The organism is Nocardia sputorum, from assembly GCF_027924405.1.
In the GTDB taxonomy this organism is placed as follows: domain Bacteria; phylum Actinomycetota; class Actinomycetes; order Mycobacteriales; family Mycobacteriaceae; genus Nocardia; species Nocardia sputorum.
Window position 1 is genome coordinate 6,881,420 of record NZ_AP026978.1, and the last position, 20,862, is coordinate 6,902,281.

At 69.2% G+C, this 20,862-nt stretch carries 17 protein-coding genes and 1 riboswitch; of the genes, 10 read left to right on the forward strand and 7 right to left on the reverse strand.

Translation table 11 applies throughout. The features are described 5' to 3' along the window. Positions 1 to 2 precede the first annotated feature (2 nt). A complete protein-coding gene (locus QMG86_RS31095) occupies positions 3 to 974 on the reverse strand; it encodes an MBL fold metallo-hydrolase (protein ID WP_281876425.1) in 972 nt (323 codons plus the stop codon). Between the two features lie 151 nt (positions 975 to 1,125). Here QMG86_RS31095 and QMG86_RS31100 point away from each other — a divergent pair, with 151 nt between their 5' ends. From QMG86_RS31100 to QMG86_RS31110, 3 genes are read left to right on the forward strand one after another with little or no spacing between them, the layout of a single operon-like run. Continuing rightward, positions 1,126 to 1,422: an acyl carrier protein gene (locus QMG86_RS31100; RefSeq protein WP_281876427.1), complete on the forward strand. Its 297-nt coding sequence runs from the start codon at positions 1,126 to 1,128 to the stop codon at positions 1,420 to 1,422. Continuing rightward, positions 1,419 to 6,449 carry a type I polyketide synthase gene (locus QMG86_RS31105; RefSeq protein WP_281876428.1) on the forward strand — a complete coding sequence of 1,677 codons (5,031 nt, stop codon included), beginning with the start codon at positions 1,419 to 1,421 and terminating at the stop codon, positions 6,447 to 6,449. Before QMG86_RS31100 ends, QMG86_RS31105 begins: the two co-directional genes overlap by 4 nt. Then, positions 6,446 to 8,281 carry a fatty acyl-AMP ligase gene (locus QMG86_RS31110; RefSeq protein ID WP_281876429.1) on the forward strand — a complete coding sequence of 612 codons (1,836 nt, stop codon included), beginning with the start codon at positions 6,446 to 6,448 and terminating at the stop codon, positions 8,279 to 8,281. Before QMG86_RS31105 ends, QMG86_RS31110 begins: the two co-directional genes overlap by 4 nt. Positions 8,282 to 8,290: 9 nt before the next feature. On the opposite strand, the gene QMG86_RS31115 is transcribed toward QMG86_RS31110, so the two are convergent. From QMG86_RS31115 to QMG86_RS31125, 3 genes are all read right to left on the reverse strand, one after another. Then, on the reverse strand, positions 8,291 to 8,695 hold the full coding sequence (locus QMG86_RS31115; RefSeq protein WP_281876430.1) for an RNA-binding S4 domain-containing protein: 405 nt from the start codon (positions 8,693 to 8,695) through the stop codon (positions 8,291 to 8,293). 3 nt (positions 8,696 to 8,698) lie between these two features. Continuing rightward, a complete protein-coding gene (locus QMG86_RS31120; RefSeq protein ID WP_281876432.1) occupies positions 8,699 to 9,295 on the reverse strand; it encodes a C40 family peptidase in 597 nt (198 codons plus the stop codon). A gap of 78 nt (positions 9,296 to 9,373) precedes the next feature. Continuing rightward, positions 9,374 to 9,542, reverse strand: a riboswitch (cyclic di-AMP (ydaO/yuaA leader). A 200-nt stretch (positions 9,543 to 9,742) separates the two neighbouring features. Beyond that, positions 9,743 to 10,000, reverse strand: a complete 258-nt coding sequence (locus QMG86_RS31125; protein WP_281876434.1) for a hypothetical protein — start codon at positions 9,998 to 10,000, stop codon at positions 9,743 to 9,745. Between the two features lie 167 nt (positions 10,001 to 10,167). Between QMG86_RS31125 and QMG86_RS31130 the strand changes: the two genes are divergently transcribed. From QMG86_RS31130 to QMG86_RS31160, 7 genes are all read left to right on the forward strand, one after another. After that, positions 10,168 to 11,349, forward strand: coding sequence for an ATP-binding protein (locus QMG86_RS31130; RefSeq protein WP_281876435.1), 1,182 nt, complete (start codon positions 10,168 to 10,170; stop codon positions 11,347 to 11,349). 159 nt (positions 11,350 to 11,508) lie between these two features. Further along, complete coding sequence (locus tag QMG86_RS31135; RefSeq protein ID WP_281876437.1) at positions 11,509 to 13,464, forward strand: acyl-CoA dehydrogenase family protein; 1,956 nt, start codon at positions 11,509 to 11,511, stop codon at positions 13,462 to 13,464. A 317-nt stretch (positions 13,465 to 13,781) separates the two neighbouring features. Further along, the gene (locus QMG86_RS31140) at positions 13,782 to 14,744 is read left to right on the forward strand and encodes an alpha/beta fold hydrolase (RefSeq protein ID WP_281876438.1); all 963 of its coding nucleotides are present in this window, start codon (positions 13,782 to 13,784) and stop codon (positions 14,742 to 14,744) included. Between the two features lie 191 nt (positions 14,745 to 14,935). Further along, a complete protein-coding gene (locus tag QMG86_RS31145; protein ID WP_281876439.1) occupies positions 14,936 to 15,223 on the forward strand; it encodes an Rv0250c family protein in 288 nt (95 codons plus the stop codon). A 729-nt stretch (positions 15,224 to 15,952) separates the two neighbouring features. Continuing rightward, entirely contained in the window at positions 15,953 to 16,783 is an 831-nt protein-coding gene (gene sdhC / locus QMG86_RS31150; protein WP_159841074.1) for a succinate dehydrogenase subunit SdhC, read from the forward strand. Positions 16,784 to 16,808: 25 nt separating this feature from the next. Continuing rightward, on the forward strand, positions 16,809 to 18,749 hold the full coding sequence (locus QMG86_RS31155) for a fumarate reductase/succinate dehydrogenase flavoprotein subunit (protein ID WP_281876441.1): 1,941 nt from the start codon (positions 16,809 to 16,811) through the stop codon (positions 18,747 to 18,749). Positions 18,750 to 18,751: 2 nt separating this feature from the next. Beyond that, the gene (locus QMG86_RS31160) at positions 18,752 to 19,498 is read left to right on the forward strand and encodes a succinate dehydrogenase/fumarate reductase iron-sulfur subunit (protein WP_281876442.1); all 747 of its coding nucleotides are present in this window, start codon (positions 18,752 to 18,754) and stop codon (positions 19,496 to 19,498) included. A 45-nt stretch (positions 19,499 to 19,543) separates the two neighbouring features. Here the strand turns inward: QMG86_RS31160 and QMG86_RS31165 are convergent, their stop codons facing one another. From QMG86_RS31165 to QMG86_RS31175, 3 genes are all read right to left on the reverse strand, one after another. Next, positions 19,544 to 19,741, reverse strand: a complete 198-nt coding sequence (locus QMG86_RS31165) for a hypothetical protein (RefSeq protein ID WP_195090817.1) — start codon at positions 19,739 to 19,741, stop codon at positions 19,544 to 19,546. Between the two features lie 88 nt (positions 19,742 to 19,829). Next, on the reverse strand, positions 19,830 to 20,054 hold the full coding sequence (locus QMG86_RS31170; protein ID WP_063016907.1) for a DUF397 domain-containing protein: 225 nt from the start codon (positions 20,052 to 20,054) through the stop codon (positions 19,830 to 19,832). A gap of 187 nt (positions 20,055 to 20,241) precedes the next feature. Further along, positions 20,242 to 20,637, reverse strand: a complete 396-nt coding sequence (locus QMG86_RS31175; RefSeq protein WP_281876443.1) for a DNA-directed RNA polymerase subunit beta — start codon at positions 20,635 to 20,637, stop codon at positions 20,242 to 20,244. Positions 20,638 to 20,862: the final 225 nt, after the last annotated feature.

The following is a 20,862-nucleotide window of genomic DNA, read 5'->3' on the forward strand; positions in this document are numbered from 1 at the left end:
AATCACTTGGCCGCGCGGGCGGTGACGGCGGCGTAGTCGTGGCTCGCGATGAGTTCGATGCCGTCGGGCAGCGCGTGCAGACGGTGGATCGTGGCGAAGGCGGCGTCGCGGTCGGCGTCGAACAACTTGCCCGGCATCGGCGCTTTCTCCCGCAGGAGGTCGACCTGCAACTTGCTCCAGACGGCGTCGCCCGCGAACAGCACACGGCTGCCGTCGTCCACCGCGAGCAGCACGCCGATGCTGCCCGGCGTGTGGCCCGCGAGATCGACCAGCAGCACCGACCCGTCGCCGAACAGGTCCTTGCTGCGCGGGAAGGTCAGCACCGGCGGTCCGTCCAGCTCGAAGCGGTCGAAGTCGCGCCCTCGCAGCGGGCCACGCGCCACGCCGGCCGGAGCGTGCGGACCGCCGAGCGCCCAGTCGTATTCCGCGGCGGGCAGGCGGATCTCGACCGAGGCGGGCAACTCCAGCAGGCCGGATACATGGTCCCAGTGCAGGTGGGTCGGCACCACGAAATCGATGTCCTCGCCCGCGACATCGTGCGCGGCGAGCGCGTCGGACAGGCCGAGCACCGGCTTGTCCGGCGCGACGAGCAGCGGAACGGGGAACGGCAGTTCGGGCAGCACGCGATCGTGCACGCCCGCGCACAGGGCGGGATCGATCAGGAAGCGCGCCTTCGGATGCTCGACCAGGAACGCCGCCATCGACAGCCGCATCTCCCGCAGGCTGCGCACACCCTCGGCCACGATGGTGGTCGGCGCGGACATGGTGGCCTGGGTCAGCACGGTCAGCCGGACGGTCGCGCTCGCGGCCGGCGGCGGCAGCACCTCGAGATTCGCCAGGAGCTCCTTGTCGGGGCGGCGCGGCCGCAACAAGCGGCCCGGCGTGGCCGCCAAGGCGGCGCAGCAGCGCAGCAGGACGGGCAGAGTGGGCGTGCGCTCGGCACGGGTGGCGGCACCGCTGTCCGGTTCGGTCACGGTGCCACGGTATGCGATCACCGCCGTTCGCGAAAGAGCCGGGCTGGCAGCGGATATGCGACCTTGCTCCGGGCGATTTCTCCGGCATAATCGCGGGGGTACCGTTCTCGAGTGAGTGACAGCAGCCGGGGAGACGGGGAGGGAGAACGCGATGCGGCCCAGTCTTCCGGACGGGCACCGCGGTGCACCGGAGAACGATGGTTCGCTGGGTCGTAGCCGGCGCGCCGTGCTCACCTGCGCCGCCGTCCTTGCTGTCGCCGACCTATTGGGCGTCGACGCCGCCGCGGTGTCGACCAGCTCGCCCTTCACCGATCTCGGCCTCGGTTCCACACAGCTCGCGAGGCTGACCGCCCATCTCGAAGACGCCATGGGAGTCGAGGTTCCGCTGACCGCGATCTACGACCATCCGGACATCGAACAGCTTGTCGAGTACCTCGCGATGCGATGAGCGGCGCGCCCACGGATTCCGCCGGCTCGCATCCTCCCGTCGCCATCATCGGCATCGGCTGCCGACTGCCCGGGGCGGCGAGCGCCGCCGAGTTCTGGCGGCTGCTGGTCGAGGGCCGCGACGCCACGTCCACCCCGCCCGCCGGGCGGCTGGGTTCCCGGCGCGGCGGGTACCTCGACGACGTCGAGTCCTTCGACAACGACTGGTTCGCCATCTCCGACCGCGAGGCGGCGGTCATGGACCCGCAGCAGCGGCTCGCGCTGGAAGTCGCGGTCGAGGCGCTGGACGACGCCGGGATCGGCTATCGCGCCAGGGGTTCCGGCGCCGCCGTCGTCTTCGGCGCTTCCGGGTACGACCACGGCATCGCGGTGCTCGGCCGCGCCGGCCACGACGCCCCCTACGCGGTGACCGGCTCCGCGCTCAGCATCATCGCCAACCGGTTGTCGTACGTGCTCGATCTGCACGGGCCGAGCCTGGTGCTCGACAGCGCCTGCTCGTCCTCGCTCGCCGCGGTGGACCTCGCGGTCCGGCTGCTGGCCGACGGCACGGTGCCGTTCGCCATCGTGGGCGGCGTCAATCTGGTGCTTTTGGAGCACACCTCGAACTACCTTGCCGAGGGCGGTTTCCTGTCACCGGGCGGACGGTCGGCGCCGTTCGACGCCACCGCCGACGGTTACGCCCGGGGCGACGGCTGCGCCGTCGTGGTGCTGCAACGCAGCGCGGACGCGGTGCGCGAGGGCAACCGGGTGTACGCGGAGATCGTCGGCACCGCGGTCGGGTCGGACGGGCGCTCGAACGGCCTGTACGCCCCCAACGGCCGCGCGCAGCAGGAGACACTGCGCACCGCGTGGTCGCGGGCCGGGCGCGCGCCGAGCAGCGCCGGGTACATCGAATGCCACGGCACCGGAACGCCGCTGGGGGACGCGGTGGAAGTCGGCGCGCTCGCGGCCGCGCTCGGCGACGGCGCGAGCGACCCGATCTGGATCGGTTCGGTGAAGTCGAACATCGGACATCTGGAAGCCGCCGCCGGCGTCGCCGGGATGGTGAAGACCGCGCTGTCCATCCACCACGGGGTGATCCCCCCGACCATCCACCTGGACACCGAGCACCCTCTGCTGCACTTGGCCGAACGGGGGCTGCGTGTGCCGACCGAGCCGGTGGATTGGAGCCGGGTGGCCGCGCCGGAGCGCGTGGCGGGGGTCAGCTCGTTCGGATTCGGCGGCACGATCGCGCACATCGTGCTGCGCGGCACCCCGCCGACCCGGCCGGATCATGGTGACCATTTCCCGATGCTGCTGCCGTTCACCGCACGCGACGACGAGGAACTGCGCGAACGCGCACTCCGGTTGGCCGACGAATTGGACAAGGCGCGGCCACCGTTGCCCGAGTTCGTGTCTGCCGCGGCGCGCTCGATCTCCGAGCCGACCCGGGCCGCGATCGTCGCGCACGATCACGCGGACGCGGTGCACCGGCTGCGCGCGTTCGGCCGCGGCGATACCGATGCGGCGCTCGGTCCGGTGACGAACCGCCGCCGCGGCGGGCTGTTGTTCCTGTTCTCCGGACAAGGTGGTCAGCATCCGAAGATGGGCCGCGCGTTGGCGGCGCGGTATCCGGCCTTCGCCGCCGCGCTCGCCGAGGCGACCGACGCGATCGTGACTGCGGGCGGGCCGCGGGTGTGGACGCCACGCCACGGCTTCACCTCGGCCGGCGAGACGCAACCCACCGATCTGGTGCAGCCCGCCTTGTTCGCGTTCCAGATCGCGCTGGCGAAGTTGCTGGAGACGTGGGGGATTCGTCCCGATGCCGTGGCCGGGCACAGCTCGGGCGAGATCGCCGCGGCGGCGGCGAGCGGCGCGCTGTCCCTCGCGGATGCCGCGCGCGTGGTGGTGCTGCGCAGCGCGACCCTGGCGCATCTGGACGGGCACGGCGCGATGGCGGTGCTGGAGGCGGACCCGGACGAAGCCGCCAGACTCGTGGAACCGATGCGGGCGGAGGTGGCCATCGCCGCGATCAACGGCCCGCGATCGGTGGTCGTTTCCGGGACGCCGCGCTATGTCGACGCGCTGGTGCGGCGGGCCACGCGCCGCAGCATGTTCGCGCGCAGGCTCGCGGTCGACTTCGCCGCGCACAGCCCGCAGGTCGCTACCGTGCTCGCGCCGTTCGTCGGGGCGTTGACCGAGATCGCACCGCTCGTCCCGCGCCTGCCGGTGTATTCGACGGCGCGGCGGGGCGTGAAACTCACCACCGCGGTCATGGACCGCGACTACTGGGCCGAGAACGCCACGGGCACGGTGGAGTTGGCGGCCGCGCTGGAGCGCGCGGCCGAAGACGGATTCTCGACCGTGCTCGAGATCGGCCCGCATCCGGTGCTGCTCCCGGCGGTGCGGGAGTACGCGGACTTCCGCGACGGCGCGCATTCCGTTGCCGTGCGCGAGGACGAGGCGAGCGCCTACCTCGCCGGCGTGGCCCGCCTGTACCTGGAGGGGCGTCCGATCGACTGGTCGGCGGTCGGCCCCTTCACCACGCCCGCGCCGCGGCGGTGGCGCAAGCGGAAGTTCCCGCTGCTGGTGGCCGGGCCCGCGAGCGCGCATGTCCCCGAAACCGCCTTCGAGGCCGAGGATCTCGCCGATCACGTGGTCCAGGGCGACAACATCGTCCCCGCCGTCTTCTGGCTTCGGAGGCTGCTGCACCTCGCCCGGGACACCGCGGGGACGGCCGCCGTGGCCGACTTCGCCGTGCACGAGCGGACCGATCCGAGCGTTCTGCCCGCGGTCGTCTATCGCGGACCGGGGCCGGAGGAAAGCGTACGGGCGGAGGTCACGGGCACCGGGACGCTGGCTTCGGCCCGGCCCGCCGGTGACCCCACACCCGCGGATATCGTCGCATGGATGCGGGTGGTCGACGCAAATCGGGCCGCCCGGCATCAGATGCGAGTGGTCACCACCGGCGCGTTCTACCAGGAATTGCGCCGCAGGCGGCTGGAGTACGGGCCCCGGTTCCGCACGCTGCGCGGCATCGCCGCGGGCACCGGACGTGCGCTGGGATTGTTCGACGCCGCCGAATTGCATCGCACCGCAACGCTGGACGGCTGTCTCCAAGTGCTCGCCGCGGCGGTGTTCGACGAACTGCCCACGACGTCGATTCCGCTGCCGATCGGCATCGATGCGGCCTGGTTGTCGCACGAGCCGAATCGCCACGTGCTCGAGGTACACGCCCTGATCCGGGAGCGCAGCGACACCGGGCTGGTCGGCGAGGTCGTCGCGACCGACCAGCACGGCGTGCCCTGTCTCGCCTTCTCCGGCGTGCACGTCCGTTACGCCGACGCGGCGGACGAGGAGAGCCCCGGCGGGCTTCGCGTGGCCCGTGCCCCGCAGACCGCGCCCTTCCGCCACGAGGTCTGGGAACCGCACGACCCCGGCTCGCTCGGAATCGGCGGCCCGGCCGGAACCCTCGTGCGGCGCGCGGTGGTGGTGGGCGCGTCGGATCTCGCGGTCCGGCTCGCCCGCGCGCTGGACGCCGAGTTGCCGACCGAACGGATCGCGCGTGAACCGGACGACGCGAGCCCGCTCGTCACCGCGGTCCTGACCGGGCGCGGCGGCGGCCACGGCGTAGTGGCCGTGTGGCCCGCGGACTCCGGCGCGCGCGACGACAGCGCCGCCGCGACGACTGGTCGCGTTCTCGAATTGCTGCAAGTGATCTCGAACCACGACGCCACCGCCTCCATGACGGTCGTGCTGCCGGTCTCCCGAGCCGACGAGCCCGGCACGGTGCCCCCGGTCGTCCCCGCGGCCATCGCCGGGCTGGTGCGCTCACTCCAGCTCGAGACGGACCGACCGGTGCGGCTGATCTGGACCGACCCGGATCTCAGGAACCTGCCGCTGCTCGCCCGCCTGGCGACGACTGCCGACAGCGCGATTCCCGGCGAGCTGCGCTTGTCGGCGGGCGAGGTCGCGGTGCGGCGCTTCACGCCCGCGCGAGCGCGCGCGCTGCCGGTGGCAGGCATCGACCCGAGCGGAACCTACGTCGTCACCGGCGGGCTGGGCGCGCTCGGCTCGGTCGCCGTGCGCTGGTTGCTCGAGGCGGGCGCGCGCGACGTGGTGGTGCTGACCCGGGCGCCGCGCCCGGTACCCGCACTGCTCGACGGCTTGGAGGACCGCATCGTCGTGGTGCGCTGCGACGCCGCCGACCGGGTCGACCTGGCCAACGCGCTCAGCGATATCCGAGCCTCCGACTCGGTGATCCGCGGCGTCGTGCACGCGGCGGGAGTACTGGAGGACGCCCTGTTCGACGCGGTCACCGCGGGCCAGCTGGCCAGGATGTTTCTGCCCAAGTCCACCGCGGCGGGCAATCTCATCGAACTCACCGCCACCGACACCACCGACTTCGTCTTGCTGTTCTCCTCGGCCACCGGTGCGCTCGGAGCGCCGGGGCAGGCCGCCTATGCCGCCGCCAACGCGGCCATGGACGCCCTCGCACTGCGTGATCCGGGCAGACGAGTCCTGAGCGTCGGCTGGGGCCTGTGGGATGCCGGTCTCGCCGCGGCGGCGGGCGGAGCGGGTCATCTGCGACGAGCGGGCGTCGGCGCGTTCGACGTTCGGCACGGAAGCGCCGTGCTGTCCCAGGCCCTGCGGTATGACGGCCCCTATCTGCTGGCGCTGGAACATTCGCCGACGACCGACGTCTCCCCGGTCGCGGTGCGGTTGGCGAATCTGCTCGCGCCGACGCTCGATTCGCGTCCCGACCCCACCCGGACGGCAGCGACACTCGAGCCCGCCGAACCGTTGTCCACAACCATCCGCCGCGTCCTGGCGAGCACGCTGGATCTGCCCGCCGAACGCATCGACCCGGCGGCCGACTTCAACACCCTCGGGCTCAGCTCGCTGCTCGCGATCGAGATGCGACGGAACCTGGAAGCGCGGCTGCGCGTCCGTATCGCCACCGCGGAGTTGTTCAAGCACCCCACCATCACCGCCCTCGGCGCGGCCCTGCTGGATCGGGTCGCGGCGAACCTCGGAGACGAGTCGTGACCCGCGCCGAGCACCCGGCGGGCAATGGCCTCGCGACTTCGGTGGCCGCGTGGGCCGCCACGCGGCCGGACGAGCCCGCCTGCACCGAACTGCGCTTCCGTGTCCGGGAACGCGAGCCCGTCACGCTCACCTACGCCGGTTTGCACGCCGCCGCGGGCGCGCTGGCGGCACGGTTGCGGCAGGAGAGCGCGCCCGGTGACCGGGTCGGCATCCTGTGCGCCCACGGAATCGATTACGCGGTGGCATTTCTCGCCTGCCTGTACAGCAATCGAGTCGCGGTGCCGCTGTTCCCCGCCGCGGGCACCCGCAACCGCGACCGTCTGCAAGCCGTGCTGGCCGACGCGCGGCCCACGCTGGGCCTGATCTCGGCGCACGACGAGATCACCGCGCCGGTCCTCGGGCCCGCACTGGGCCGGGTAGTCACCGTCGCGTCGGCTTCCTTCGTCCCTGAACAGGATTCAGCTGAACGGATCAGCGCGTATCCGGGGGCCGCGACGACGGGAACGGCGCGGTACGCGGGATCCCTGAAGACGCGTTTCGGCACGCAAGCGGGCGCGTCGGACGCTGCCGCACCGGTCATAGATCCGGTATCCGACGAGCTGGCCTACTTGCAGTACACCTCCGGTTCGACCAAGTCTCCCGCCGGCGTCCGGGTCACCCACGAGAACCTCGCCACGGCGTTGACGCAGCTCGGGCACGCCGTGTCGGGCGCGGCCGACCGGCCGATCGTCACCTGGCTGCCGTTCTTCCACGACATGGGTTTGATCCTCGGCCTCGCGCTGCCGCTGTTCCTGGGCGTGCACGGCATCACGCTGGCGCCGGCGGAGTTCGTGAAGCGCCCCGCCCGGTGGCTGCGTGCGATCGCCGACTACCGCGCCGGCACCACGGGATGCCCGAATTTCGGACTGAAACTCGCGGTGACCGGCACCACCCCCGCCGAGCGAGCCGGGCTGGATCTGTCCGGACTCGACATCGTGCTCAACGGCTCCGAGCCGGTGCGCGCCGACGTGCTCGAGGCGTTCACCGAGACCTTCGGTCCGTACGGTTTCCGCCATCACGCGCACACCCCCGGCTTCGGCTTGGCCGAGGCCACCCTCACGGTCACCGTCTGCGATCAGCACGCGGCCCCGGTGTGGCACCGATTCGACCGGGCGGCACTGGCCGAGGGGCGCGCGGTCGCCCTACCCGAGACCGCGGAGGCCGCGGACGGTGTGCCGCTGGTCGGGTGCGGCGCACCCGTCGGGCAGGAGCTGCGCATCGTCGATCCGATGGCGGGGACAGTGTTGCCCGCGGGACGCGTCGGCGAGATCTGGGTGGCCGGAGACAATATCTGCGACGGCTATTTCGGCAGGCCGGACGCCACCGCGGAGATCTTCGGCGCCGCGGTGCCGGGAAGCGGCGCCCGCTGGCTGCGCACCGGGGATCTCGGGTTCCAGCACGAAGGGCAGCTCTATATTGCGGGCCGCCGCAAGGACGTCATCGTGGTCGACGGACGCAATCACTATCCCGCCGACATCGAGGCGACGGTGCAGGCATGTGCTCCGGAGGTCAGATCGGGCCATGTGACGGCGTTCGGGCACGACGACGGGCTCCGGGAGGATTTGGTCGTGGTCGCGGAACTGGTCACGGCCCGCGGACGCGAGCCCATCGAACTCTTCGCCCTGGCTCGGCGCATCCGCACCGCGGTCGCGTCCGCGCACGAGGTGATGCCGGGAGCGGTGCTGCTCGTGGAGGCGGGACGGATTCCCAAGACCAGCAGCGGGAAATTGCGCCGCGGCGAGTGCCGGGCACGGTACCTCGCGGGGACCCTGAGCCCGGTGGCCATGATCTGACCTTCTCGATCAGTGCTCGGGTCGGCCCATGAGCCGATCGGTCTCGCGACGCTCACGCTTGGTCGGCCGCCCCGCACCGCGATCGCGACGAGGCATGCTCGCCACTATCTCGCGCGGGGGAGGGGGCGGACTGCGATCGATCAAGCATTGCGCGGCGATCGGAGCGCCGACGCGCTTGGTGACGATCCGCTCCACGATGACGATGCGTTCGATGCCCCCCGCCCGGATGCGGACCTCGTCACCGGGACGCACGGGCTGCGCGGGCTTGGCCGTCGCGCCGTTCACCCGGACGTGTCCGCCACGACAGGCTTCCGCAGCAGCGGATCTGGTCTTGAACAGGCGCACCGCCCAGGTCCACGAGTCGACGCGGGCCTGGGTAGCGGTGCTTTGGATGCCGGATTCGGCGCGGGCCACTCGTTAGACGATACGGCGTGCGGTGACCACCATGTCGGGGCGCAGCGGCGTGTAGGACACCGGCGTACCCGTCTGCACCGCGTTGAGGAGCTTGTTGTCGCCCGCGTAGATGCCGACGTGACCGCCGCCGTTGGTGATGACGATGTCACCCGGCTTCAGGTCGTGGTAGGCGACCGGAGCGCCGACGTGCGACTGCTCGAAGCTGGTGCGGGGCAGTTCGACGCCCGCCTGGCGGAACGCCCACTGGACGAGGCCGGAGCAGTCGAAGGAGCGGGGACCCGCGGCGCCCCACGAGTACTGGGCGCCGACCTTGGTCCTGGCGGCGTCGAGGGCGATGTCGCCCGGGGAGTTGTTCTGCTGCTGACCGAACAGGCCCGGCAGCATGGGCGCGAAGTTGGGAGCTTGGGGAGCGACCTCTTGCGGCGCCTGGGCAGGGGCGGCGGGAACGGCCGCGAGCGCCTGCTGGATCTGCTGATTGAGCTGCTGGACCGGCTGTTCCCATTCTTGCGGAACGTCGAAATTGCCGACACCGGGAACGTTGATGGTCGCGGCCATGGCCGGAATCGCGGGCATGGCGCCGGTCGCGGCCACCGCACCCATGACAATCGCACCCTTGACGGAATTCGGAACCCGAGAATCCCGTTGCAAGCTGTGTTTACCCACCGAGCTACGTCTCCGATCTTGCTGCTCTCCCGCCGACCGGGTTAGCTGACGGGTTCGGGCCGGGAGAGCGGCCCTACCCCACGACCGGCATGGCCGCGAGGATTCACCCCAGACGAACCTGTGGGTCCCCGGCACGACAGCCGAGACCGGTTGGCCCCGACAGCCGTTTAGGCGGTAACTAGTGGCGCCGTTTCACTTACGAAGCGACTTGTTCCACTAAGTCACGAAGAGATTACGGTGCCGACGCGATGTTGTCCAGCGCACAGAGCAGCATCTTTTCCATCACCGCGGGTATCGCTGCGCCCTCGGCGGGAAACGGGCGTAACAGCTCGGGTCACGAGGAGATCTCACCGCTCGGCCGAGGTCACGGAGAGGGCAACGCGGTCAGTACTGCCCGCGGTGCACCGCGCGCTCCAGTTCATCGATCCTGCGGCGCGCCTCGGCCAGTTCGACCTCGAGTTTGCCGAGCGCCATGACCAGCGGCCCGACCGCGAGATCGGCGACCAGTTGAGGATCGTCGTAGCCGCGTTCGATCGCGACGAGGATGTTGGACCGGATGCGCTGAGCCACCGTGGCGCCCGCCGGAACGTTCCAGGACCCGACCACTTCGGCGAGGCCCGCTGGTGTCGGTTCGTCGGACATGCCCCTCCGTTCTCACGCGCCGTGGCGCGCGACCATTCTGGCGAACCGCCACCGGCCTAGGGAACCGGCGGCGAGAGCAATAGTGCAATACCGGCCGCTAAGGCTTTCTAGGACACGCCGTAGATGTGCCCAGATTATCCGGACGAAACGCGCTACGGTGTCCGGGCATGGACCCCGTGCGGAATCCGTATGCTCCCGGAGCCGGACAGCGCCCACCCGAATTGGCCGGGCGCGACAAGCAACTCACGGCTTTCGACATCGTGCTCGAACGCGTCGCGCGTGGCCGCCCGGAGCGCAGTGTCGTGCTCACCGGCTTGCGCGGCGTCGGGAAAACAGTGCTGCTCAACCAGCTTCGCTCCGCCGCGATCTCGCGCGGCTGGGGCACCGGCAAGATCGAAGCGCGGCCGGACCAGGAACTGCGCCGCCCGCTGTCCTCGGCGCTGCACATGGCGGCACGGGCGATCGCCACGGCGCACCGCAATCCGGAGCGGGTGGACGACTTCCTCGGCATCCTCAAGTCTTTCGCCTTGCGGGCCACCGCGGACAAGGGCATGCGGGAACGCTGGCAACCCGGCATCGACGTACCGGCGGTGAGCGGCCGGGCCGATTCCGGCGATATCGAGATCGATCTGGTGGAGCTGCTCGTCGAGGCGGCGGCGCTGGCCGGCGATATCGGCGTCGGCATCGCGATCTTCATCGACGAGATGCAGGATCTCGGGCCCGCCGACATCTCCGCGATCTGCGGCGCGTGCCACGAACTGAGTCAGGACGCCGCGCCGCTGATCGTGGTCGGCGCGGGCCTCCCACACTTGCCCGCGGTGCTGTCCGCGTCGAAAAGCTACTCGGAGCGACTATTCAGCTATCACCGGATAGACCGGCTGGACCGCGAATCCGCCGACCAAGCGCTGATCGCGCCCGCCCAGCGCGAAGACGTGAAATTCACCGACGAGGCGCTGGACGCGCTGTACCGCAAGGCCGATGGTTACCCGTACTTCGTGCAGGCGTACGGCAAGGCCGCCTGGGATCAGGCGCCGGAGAGCCCGATCACGGCCGAGGACGTCGAGGTGGCCTCGCCCGCCGCGGAGGAGGAGCTCGCGGTCGGGTTCTTCGGTTCCCGTTACGAGCGAGCTACCCCCGCCGAACGGGAATACATGCGCGCCATGGCGGACCTGTCGGGCGACGACGGCCCGGTGGCGACCGCGGCGGTGGCCAACGAACTCGGCCGCAAACCGGCATCGCTCTCGCCCGCCCGCGACGGTCTGATCAAAAAAGGTCTCATCTATTCCGCCGAGCGCGGCACGATCGGCTTCACGGTCCCGCACTTCGGCCGCTACCTGCGCTCGGTGTGAGCGCCCGGCAGCCGCGCCCAGCGGCGGATTGCCGACTATTCGCCCCTCTTTCAAGATCGCTAGATATTCGTAGATTTATCTCGACCAGCAGCCCTACCGATGGGTAACAAACCCTCCTACACTCGAATGTGATCCTGATCACGTCCGAGGGAGGACATCATGGCGACAGCCGCGAAAGTCGACGCCACCGAAGAGCAGGCCCGCGCACTGGTCGAGGAGTCCCGCGAAACAAGCTGGGCCAAGCCGTCCTTCGCCAAGGAGATGTTCCTGGGACGGTTCCGGCTCGATCTCATCCATCCGTATCCGCAGCCCGGCGCCGAGGACGCCGAGCGCACCGACGCGTTCCTGGCCCGGCTGCGGAAGCTGTGCGAGTCCATCGACGGATCGGTGATCGAAGCGGAGGGTCGGATCCCGGACGAGTACGTCAAGGGCCTGGCCGAACTCGGCTGCTTCGGCCTGAAGATCCCGCAATCCTATGGCGGCCAGGGGCTTTCCCAGGTCGGTTACAACCGCGCGCTGATGCTGGTCGGCTCGACGCACCCGAGCCTCGGTGTCCTGCTGTCGGCGCATCAGTCCATCGGTGTGCCCGAGCCGCTCAAGCTGGCAGGCACCGACGAGCAGAAGGCCGAATTCCTGCCGCGCTGCGCGGCCGGGGCGGTCAGCGCGTTCCTGCTCACCGAGCCCGACGTCGGTTCCGACCCGGCCAGGATGGCCAGCACCGCGACGCCGACCGACGACGGCGAGGCCTACCTGCTCAACGGCGTGAAGCTGTGGACCACCAACGGCGTGGTCGCCGAACTGCTGGTGGTGATGGCGCGGGTGCCCAAGAGCGAGGGGCATCGCGGCGGCATCTCGGCGTTCGTGGTCGAAGCCGATTCCCCGGGCATCACCGTGGAGCGGCGCAACTCCTTCATGGGCTTGCGCGGCATCGAGAACGGCTTGACCCGCATGCACGACGTCCGGGTGCCCAAGCGCAACCTGATCGGCCGGGAGGGCGACGGCCTCAAGATCGCGCTCACCACTCTGAACGCGGGCCGGCTCGCCATCCCGGCGATGTGCACCGCGGCCGCCAAGTGGTCGTTGAAGATCGCGCGGGAGTGGAGCACCCAGCGCGTGCAGTGGGGCAGGCCGGTCGGCGAGCACGCGGCCGTGGGCCAGAAGATCTCGTTCATCGCCGCGACGACGTTCGCCCTGGAAGCGGCGCTCGACCTGTCGGCCACCATGTCCGACGAAGGCCGCAACGACATCCGGATCGAGGCGGCGCTGGCGAAGCTGTGGGCCAGTGAGATGAGCTGTCAGATCGCCGACGAACTCGTGCAGATCCGGGGCGGCCGCGGCTACGAGACGGCGGCTTCGCTCGCCGCGCGGGGCGAACGGGCCGTCCCCGCCGAGCAGTTGGTGCGCGATCTGCGGATCAACCGCATCTTCGAGGGCTCCAGCGAGATCATGCGGCTGTTGATCGCCAGGGAGATGGCCGACGCGCACATGGCGGCCGCGGGCGCGCTGGTCGACCGTAAGGCCGAGTTCAAGGACAAGGCGAAGGCGGCGGTCGGGGCGACGGGCTTCTACGCCAAGTGGTTCCCGCAGCTGGCGGTCGGCGCGGGGACGGTGCCCGCGGCATACACCGAATTCGGCGTGCTCGCCCGGCACCTGCGATTCGTCGAGCGCAGCGCGCGCAAGCAGGCGAGATCGCTGATGTACGCGATGGGCCGCTGGCAGGCGGGCCTGGAGTACCGGCAGAACTTCCTCGGCCGGATCGTTGACATCGGTGCCGAGCTGTTCGCCATGTCGGCGGCCTGCGTGCGGGCCCAGGCATTGCGCGCCGCGGACGCGCCGGAAGGCAAGGCGGCCGAGGAACTGGCGGACGTCTTCTGCAGGCAGTCGCGGCTGCGCGTACGCCGGTTGTTCGACGCGCTGTGGGAGAACACCGACGACGACGACCGCACCCTCACCCGCGGTGTGCTGGACGGCCGGTACGAGTGGCTGGAGAGCGGCGTCCTCGATCCGAGCGAGGGGACCGGGCCGTGGATCGCGGAGTGGCAGATGGGTGCGTCGACCGAGGAGAACCTCCTGCGCCCCTTCCTGCCGTCCACACGTCCGCGCGCGGAGGCCTGAGCGAAGCAGCGGGTCCGTCGCGGGCGAGGCGCGTGCGACGGACCCTCGCTCTCGCAATATTCACCGGTATCGGATTTCTCCTAGAAAGACGCAGATTCCCCTCGGCGCACCGAGGATAGGAATCTAAAGGAATCTAGTCCGAGGACTATCGTTCCGTAGATTTTCCTGTGCGCATGGCGATGGCCGCTGGATCGACCGGCAGCCTCGGTTGGGCAACGTGTCCATAACGGCAGGTGTGGGCCGGTAACGGCGCGGAAATCCAGTCCGACAACTGGGCAGGAAGCGCCGATCATGCGCCTCGCCCACAGGAGAGTGCCATGTCCACCACCATCGCCCGCCGCGCCGCCGATCACGACGGTCACCGCGTCACGGTGTCGGCCGGGGACGGCGTTCCCCTCGCGGTCCGCGTCTTCGGCGCCGATGACGCCGCCGCGACCGTCGTCTTCGTGCACGGGCACTGCTTGCGCACCGAATCGTGGTTCTACCTGCGCGAGCACCTGCTGCGGCGATGGGGCGACGACACCAGGATGGTGTTCTACGACCATCGCGGTCACGGCGAATCCGGGGCAGCGCATCCGTCGACCTACACCATCGAGCAGCTCGGCCACGACCTGGACGCCGTGCTGCGGACGGTCGCGCCGACCGGGCCGGTGATCCTGGTCGGCCACTCGATGGGCGCGATGGCGGTGCTCGCCTACGCCCGGCTGTACCCGGAGGCGATCGGTACCCGGATCGCCGGTGTCGGGTTGCTCGCGGCCGCGGCCGCCGGAATCACCGAGGTAGGACTGGCGCGCCTGCTCCACCGACGGACGGTGAGCTCGCTGCAAGCCGCCGTCGCGCGGGCGCCGCGCGTCATGCAGGCTTCCCGGCATCTGACCCGCCGCTTGTTCGCGCCGGTGCTGCGCGACGCCGAGTTCGGCACCAGGAAGGTGAACCCGCGGGTGGCCGCGCTGGCCACCGCGATGCTCAACGACACGCCGCTGGTGACCATGACCGGCTTCCTGCACTCGCTGATCGCTTTCGACGAGACGGCGACCCTCTGCCGCCTCGGCGCCATCCCCGTGCTGGTGCTGGCGGGCTCGGCGGACATCATCTTCCCGTTCGCGCATTCGGTGGCCCTGGCTTCCCAGCTGGCCGGCGCCGAACTCGTCCGCCTGGAAGGCGCCGGACACAGTGTGATGCTCGAACGCGCCGAAGAGGTCGCGCTGTCCATCGCCGCACTCACCGAACGCGCCGTCGCGGCGGCGGCCGCCTGCACCGGGTACGCCGCCGCGGGTTGACCGTCGGCAACCGAGCGGCAATCATCGGATTTCCCCTGGTGCGAGCCAGGAGCGGATTCTTTCGGTACTGTGTTGTAGATCACGTTGTGCGGTGGGTCACACAACTCGGTGTCGCGCGGTCCAAGGCAGAAGGGCAACCGCGCGCCACGGCACCGAGTTCGCATGTCCGCCAAGGAATTCAGGAGGTATCGATGACTCGCAGCGAATTTGCGGAACTACGCTACGCGGTCGGCCAACTCCGGCAATCCATCGGCGTACTGCGCAACCAGTACGGCGACGCCAGCACGGTCCGCAGGCTGGAGAACGACCTCGAGCGGCTCGTCATCGACGCCGACGAACTCGAGCAGTCACCCCCGCCCGCGGTGCGGCGCGGTGCCCAGGACGTCATCTACGTGCCGGACAGCAAGTCGGACGAGGCCGCCTGGATGGGCGCGCAGGACGAGGGGCTCGGCTTCCACTCTCGTCCGCGAACGAAGTAGTCCCGGGATGGGCGGTGCGAGCCGCCCATCGCGGTCCGCTCGCGCCCGGACCATGCCGGCTCGACCGGCACCTCGGCATCCGCCGTGATCGCTGCGGAGCGTCCTGCCCCCGGGCCGCGGGGCCCGTGCGCGGCCACCACCTGTGCGGCATCGACAGGAGCCGCGGACGGGCGACGATCGCGGAGTTCGACCGAGAAGCTTCGAGGTCGCGGGTCCATGCGGGTGCGCCGGTCGGCCGTGGCTCTACCACCGAGGACGCATGCCCGCCGTGGCGCGCGGCGTCGGCGCTGCCACCGGCCCTCGAAAGTCATCGTCGATGCGGATCCGATGCGGACGAGCCACCGGCCCCCGCGCTCGGCGCCGGAATCACATGCCGCCCGCAGGTGACAAAGCATCGCAGCGGAGCCGAGCTTCGCGACTCGATCCGCATACCAGAACTCCGGACGGGCCGTTTCCTCGGCTCGTATCGCCCCCGCCGGACAGCGGTGACCGCCCCGCTCGAAACACGTTCGGCGTGAGTCGAGTTCGAAAAGTCCGGTTAGCCCGCTACGCGGCGTAAGCAATCAAGCGGCGCCCCGAATGTGGCGCAAATCATACGGTTGACGGCGGCGCGGGTTTGTCGAGACCCCGCTCGATCAATAGCGGACGTGTCGTATGGTGCTCAGCATCACATTCGATTGCGGAGGTAACGATGACCACCCGCACACAAGATCAGCGAGGCATCCACCTGTGAGTGCCGCACCGACTGCCGCCCCGGAAGCGGGCACCGGCGTATTCAGCAGAACAAGGGCCCGGATCTCGGAACGCACATTGCGCACCGACCGATGGTGGATCCCCCCACTCGTCACGGTGCTCGGACTCGCCGCGTTCGTCATCTACGCGACGATCAGATCGTATGTGCGCACGGCATATTGGGTTCCCGACTACCACTACCTGACCCCGTTCTACTCACCCTGCCTGAGCACCTCCTGCGTGGCGGGTTCCAGTCATTTCGGGACGCCGTTCGGGGAGCTGCCCGCGATCCTGCCACTCGGCTTCGTGGTGCTGCCTTTCCTGCTCGGATTCCGGCTGACCTGCTACTACTACCGCAAGGCCTACTACCGGTCGGTGTGGTTCTCGCCGCCCGCCTGCGCTGTGGCGGAGCCGCACGGCAAGTACACCGGCGAGACCAAGCTGCCGCTGATCATCCAGAACGCGCACCGCTACTTCTTCTATGTGGCCCTGGTGGTTTCGGTGATCAACACCTATGACGCCATCGTCGCGTTCCACGGCAAATCCGGAGGCTTCGGTTTCGGCCTCGGCAATATCGTGCTGCTGGTCAACGTGATCCTGCTGTGGGCCTACACGCTGTCGTGCCACTCGTGCAGGCATATCGCGGGCGGACGGCTCAAGCACTTCTCCGCGCATCCGGTGCGCTACTGGTTCTGGACTCAGGTGTCCAAGCTGAACACCCGGCACATGGCGCTGGCCTGGACCACGCTCGGCACCCTCGTGCTGACCGACTTCTACGTCATGTTGGTTGCCAGCCAAACGATTTCGGATTTGCGGTTCATCGACTGACCGCCTCATCGAGGAGTTTCTCTGCATGGCAGAAGTGGAACGGCACAAGTACGACGTCGTCGTGATCGGAGCGGGCGGCGCCGGATTGCGAGCGGTCATCGAAGCCAGGGAGCACGGGCTGTCCGTCGCGGTGGTGTGCAAGTCGCTGTTCGGCAAGGCCCATACGGTGATGGCCGAGGGCGGCTGCGCGGCGTCGATGGGCAACGCCAACGAGAAGGACAATTGGCAGGTCCATTTCCGGGACACGATGCGCGGCGGCAAGTTCCTCAACAACTGGCGCATGGCCGAACTGCATGCCCAGGAGGCGCCCGATCGGGTGTGGGAACTGGAGACCTACGGGGCGCTGTTCGACCGCACCCCGGACGGCCGCATCAGCCAGCGCAATTTCGGCGGCCACACCTACCCGCGGCTCGCCCACGTCGGCGACCGGACCGGCCTGGAGATCATCCGCACCATGCAGCAGAAGATCGTCTCGCTGCAACAGGAGGATTTCGCCGCGACCGGCGACTACGAGAAACGCATCAAGGTGTTCGCCGAGTGCACGATCACCGAATTGCTCAAGGACGGTGACCGCATCTCCGGCGCCTTCGGCTACTGGCGCGAATCCGGGCGCTTCATCCTGTTCGAGACCCCCGCGGTGGTGCTGGCCACCGGTGGCATCGGCAAGTCGTACAAGGTGACCTCGAACTCCTGGGAGTACACCGGCGACGGGCACGCGCTGGCGCTGCGCGCGGGCGCGACGCTGATCAACATGGAGTTCCTGCAGTTCCATCCGACCGGCATGGTCTGGCCGCCGAGCGTGAAGGGCATCCTGGTCACCGAGGGCGTGCGCGGCGACGGCGGGGTGCTGAAGAACACCGAGGGCAAGCGGTTCATGTTCGACTACATTCCGCCGGTCTTCAAGGGTCAGTACGCCGAGACCGAGGAGGAGGCCGACCAATGGCTGCGCGACAACGACTCCGCGCGCCGCACGCCGGACCTGCTGCCCCGTGACGAGGTCGCCCGCGCCATCAACGAAGAGGTCAAGGCGGGGCGCGGCACCGAGCACGGGGGCGTCTACCTCGACATCGCTTCCCGGATGCCCGCCGAGGAGATCGTGCGCCGGCTTCCTTCGATGCACCATCAGTTCAAGGAACTCGCGGACGTGGACATCACCAAGGAGCCGATGGAGGTCGGGCCGACCTGCCATTACGTGATGGGCGGCGTCGAGGTCGATCCGGACACCGGTGCGGCCACGGTGCCCGGCCTGTTCGCCGCGGGCGAGTGCTCCGGCGGCATGCACGGGTCGAATCGACTGGGCGGGAATTCACTGTCCGACCTGCTGGTATTCGGACGCCGGGCCGGACTCGGAGCCGCCGCTTACGTGGAACAACTCGGCGAGCGGCCGTCGGTCGCGGACGACGATGTCACGAAGGCCGCGAAGGCCGCCGTGGCGCCGTTCGATCCGCCCGCCGACGGCAACGGCGAGAACCCCTACACCCTGCACACCGATCTGCAGCAGACGATGAACGACCTCGTCGGCATCATCCGCAAGGAACACGAGGTGCGCGAGGCGATCGACAAGCTCGCCCAGTTGCGCGCCCGGTTCCGGCAGGTGACCGTGGAGGGCCACCGCCAGTTCAATCCCGGCTGGCATCTCGCGCTCGACTTGCAGAACATGCTGCTGGTCAGCGAATGCGTGGCGCACGCGGCGCTGTTGCGTACCGAGAGCCGCGGCGGGCACACCCGGGACGACTACCCGTCGATGGATCCGGACTGGCGCAACAAACTGCTGGTCTGCGCGGTCGATCCGGACACGGCCGGCGACCCGATCCCCGGCGTCACCGTGACGCGCAAGGACCAGACACCGATGCGGTCGGATCTGCTCGCCCTTTTCGATCTCGGCGAGCTCGAGAAGTACTACACCCCGGATGAACTCGCCGGGCACCCGGCCGCGGCCGGGCATTCGACGGAGCGAGAGGCGTAACGATGGGTTACGACGCCAAATTCCGCGTCTGGCGCGGCGATCTCGACGGCGGAGAACTGCAGGATTTCACCGTGCTGGTGAACGAGGGTGAGGTGGTGCTCGACATCATCCACCGGCTACAGGCCACCCAGGCGCCCGACCTGGCGGTGCGCTGGAACTGCAAGGCGGGGAAATGCGGTTCCTGTTCCGCCGAAGTGAACGGGCGGCCACGGCTGCTGTGCATGACGCGGATGTCGACCTTCACCGAGGACGAAGTGATCACGGTGACGCCGATGCGCACCTTCCCCGTGATCAAAGACCTCGTGACAGACGTGTCGTTCAATTACGAGAAGGCGCGCGAGATCCCGTCGTTCACGCCGCCCGCCGATCTGAAACCGGGCGAGTACCGGATGAAGCAGGTCGATGTGGAGCGTTCGCAGGAATTCCGCAAGTGCATCGAATGCTTCCTGTGCCAGAACACCTGTCACGTGGTGCGTGACCACGAGGAGAACAAGAAAGCGTTCGCGGGGCCGCGCTATTTGATGCGCATCGCGGAATTGGAGATGCATCCGCTGGATGTGGGCGACCGCGCCGAACTCGCCCAGGACGAGCAGGGACTCGGTCTGTGCAATATCACCAAATGCTGCACCGAGGTCTGCCCGGAACACATCAAGATCACCGACAACGCGTTGATCCCGATGAAGGAGCGGGTGGCCGACCGCAAGTACGACCCCCTGGTTTGGCTGGGTAACAAGCTGTTTCGCCGATAGCGCCGGACCACCGGCCGGGGTGATCCCCGGCCGGTCGGCGCACCCTTACAACATGGCCACGACACCGAGGGCCACGATCCACACCAGCAGGCCGACGAGCAGCGCCGACAGCAGTGAGCTGGTGAGGACGAAGACTCCGACCGCCGACACCGCGAACAACAGCGCGACGATCAGCCATTCCACCCAATCGTCCGGCCGTAATTTCCGGTACCGGGGATGGGAACTCTTGAGCCCACGGTCCACGGATATGGGCTACCCGCCTCCGGCCTCGGCAAACGTCTTTTCGTTGCCGAATATGTGTCATTCCGTGATTTTCGGCGGCCACCGTGCCTTATCGTGGCCGGTCGAACTCGCCGTCCTGCACGCCCGCGGTGAAGGCGGCCCACTCCGCGGGCGTGAAGATCAGCACCGGCCCGTCCGGGTCCTTCCCGTTGCGCATTCCCACGTGTCCGTCGGCGAGCAGCGCCACCTCGACGCTGTCGTTGCCCGCTCCTTCCCCCGCCCTTCGCCACGTGGCGCCGGTCAGGTCGATGTTCGCGTTGCCTTGAATGCTCACGAATTGGACTCCTTCGCTGTCTGCCGTGGCAGACGTGTACGGACCGAGAACCCAGCGCTGTCGCCGGACGCATTCACGCGCGCCCGATAGTACCGCCGCCGACCGGCGCTGTCGGGCGAACAACCGGCCGAAATCGGCCCGGTACCTCGATGATCCCGGCTGACAGTTGTCACGGGTATCGCCGTGCTCAGCGGCGGCGCGGCGCAGGCTCGGCCCACGCCCGGATGGCCGCGACCACTACCCGCCCGGAGGGGCGGAATCGGTTTCGCGGCGGCACTATCCAGGATCGGATCGCGCCGACCGAGGCGGTCGGGGACGGCAACGCGATCGTCGACCCGGTGCGGGAGACCGACACGTTGAGCCGGAACAACTCCGCGAACAAGCGCGTATCGTTTTCCGGCAGGTCCGGCGCGATCAAGAAAGTCCATCGGTTCGAGCGCGGGTGCGCCAGGATCGGCCCGAGCCGGACGCTCTTGCTCTGTAGGTGCGCCTTGACCGCCTGCCCCAGACCGCTCGGCATGGTCAATGCCCACACCGAGCCTGCTCGCATCACGATGCGGCCCAGTTCGGGTGGGTCGACCATGGCGGGCAGATCACATTCGCGCCGGTAGAACTGACATCTGGACCGTGGTGTATCCCCAAGTGGCCTCTGCTCCACTGAACAACCCCCTGCAGTTGTGTGGTTCGATCGACAATGAGGTGCGCGCCAAACCGAAGCGCCTGCTCTCCGACCGCGGTGGCCTCGCGTACCGATATGAATGCGGCGATGGCCGAGTGTGGCGCGACTACCTATAGTTTCGCTTTCCCC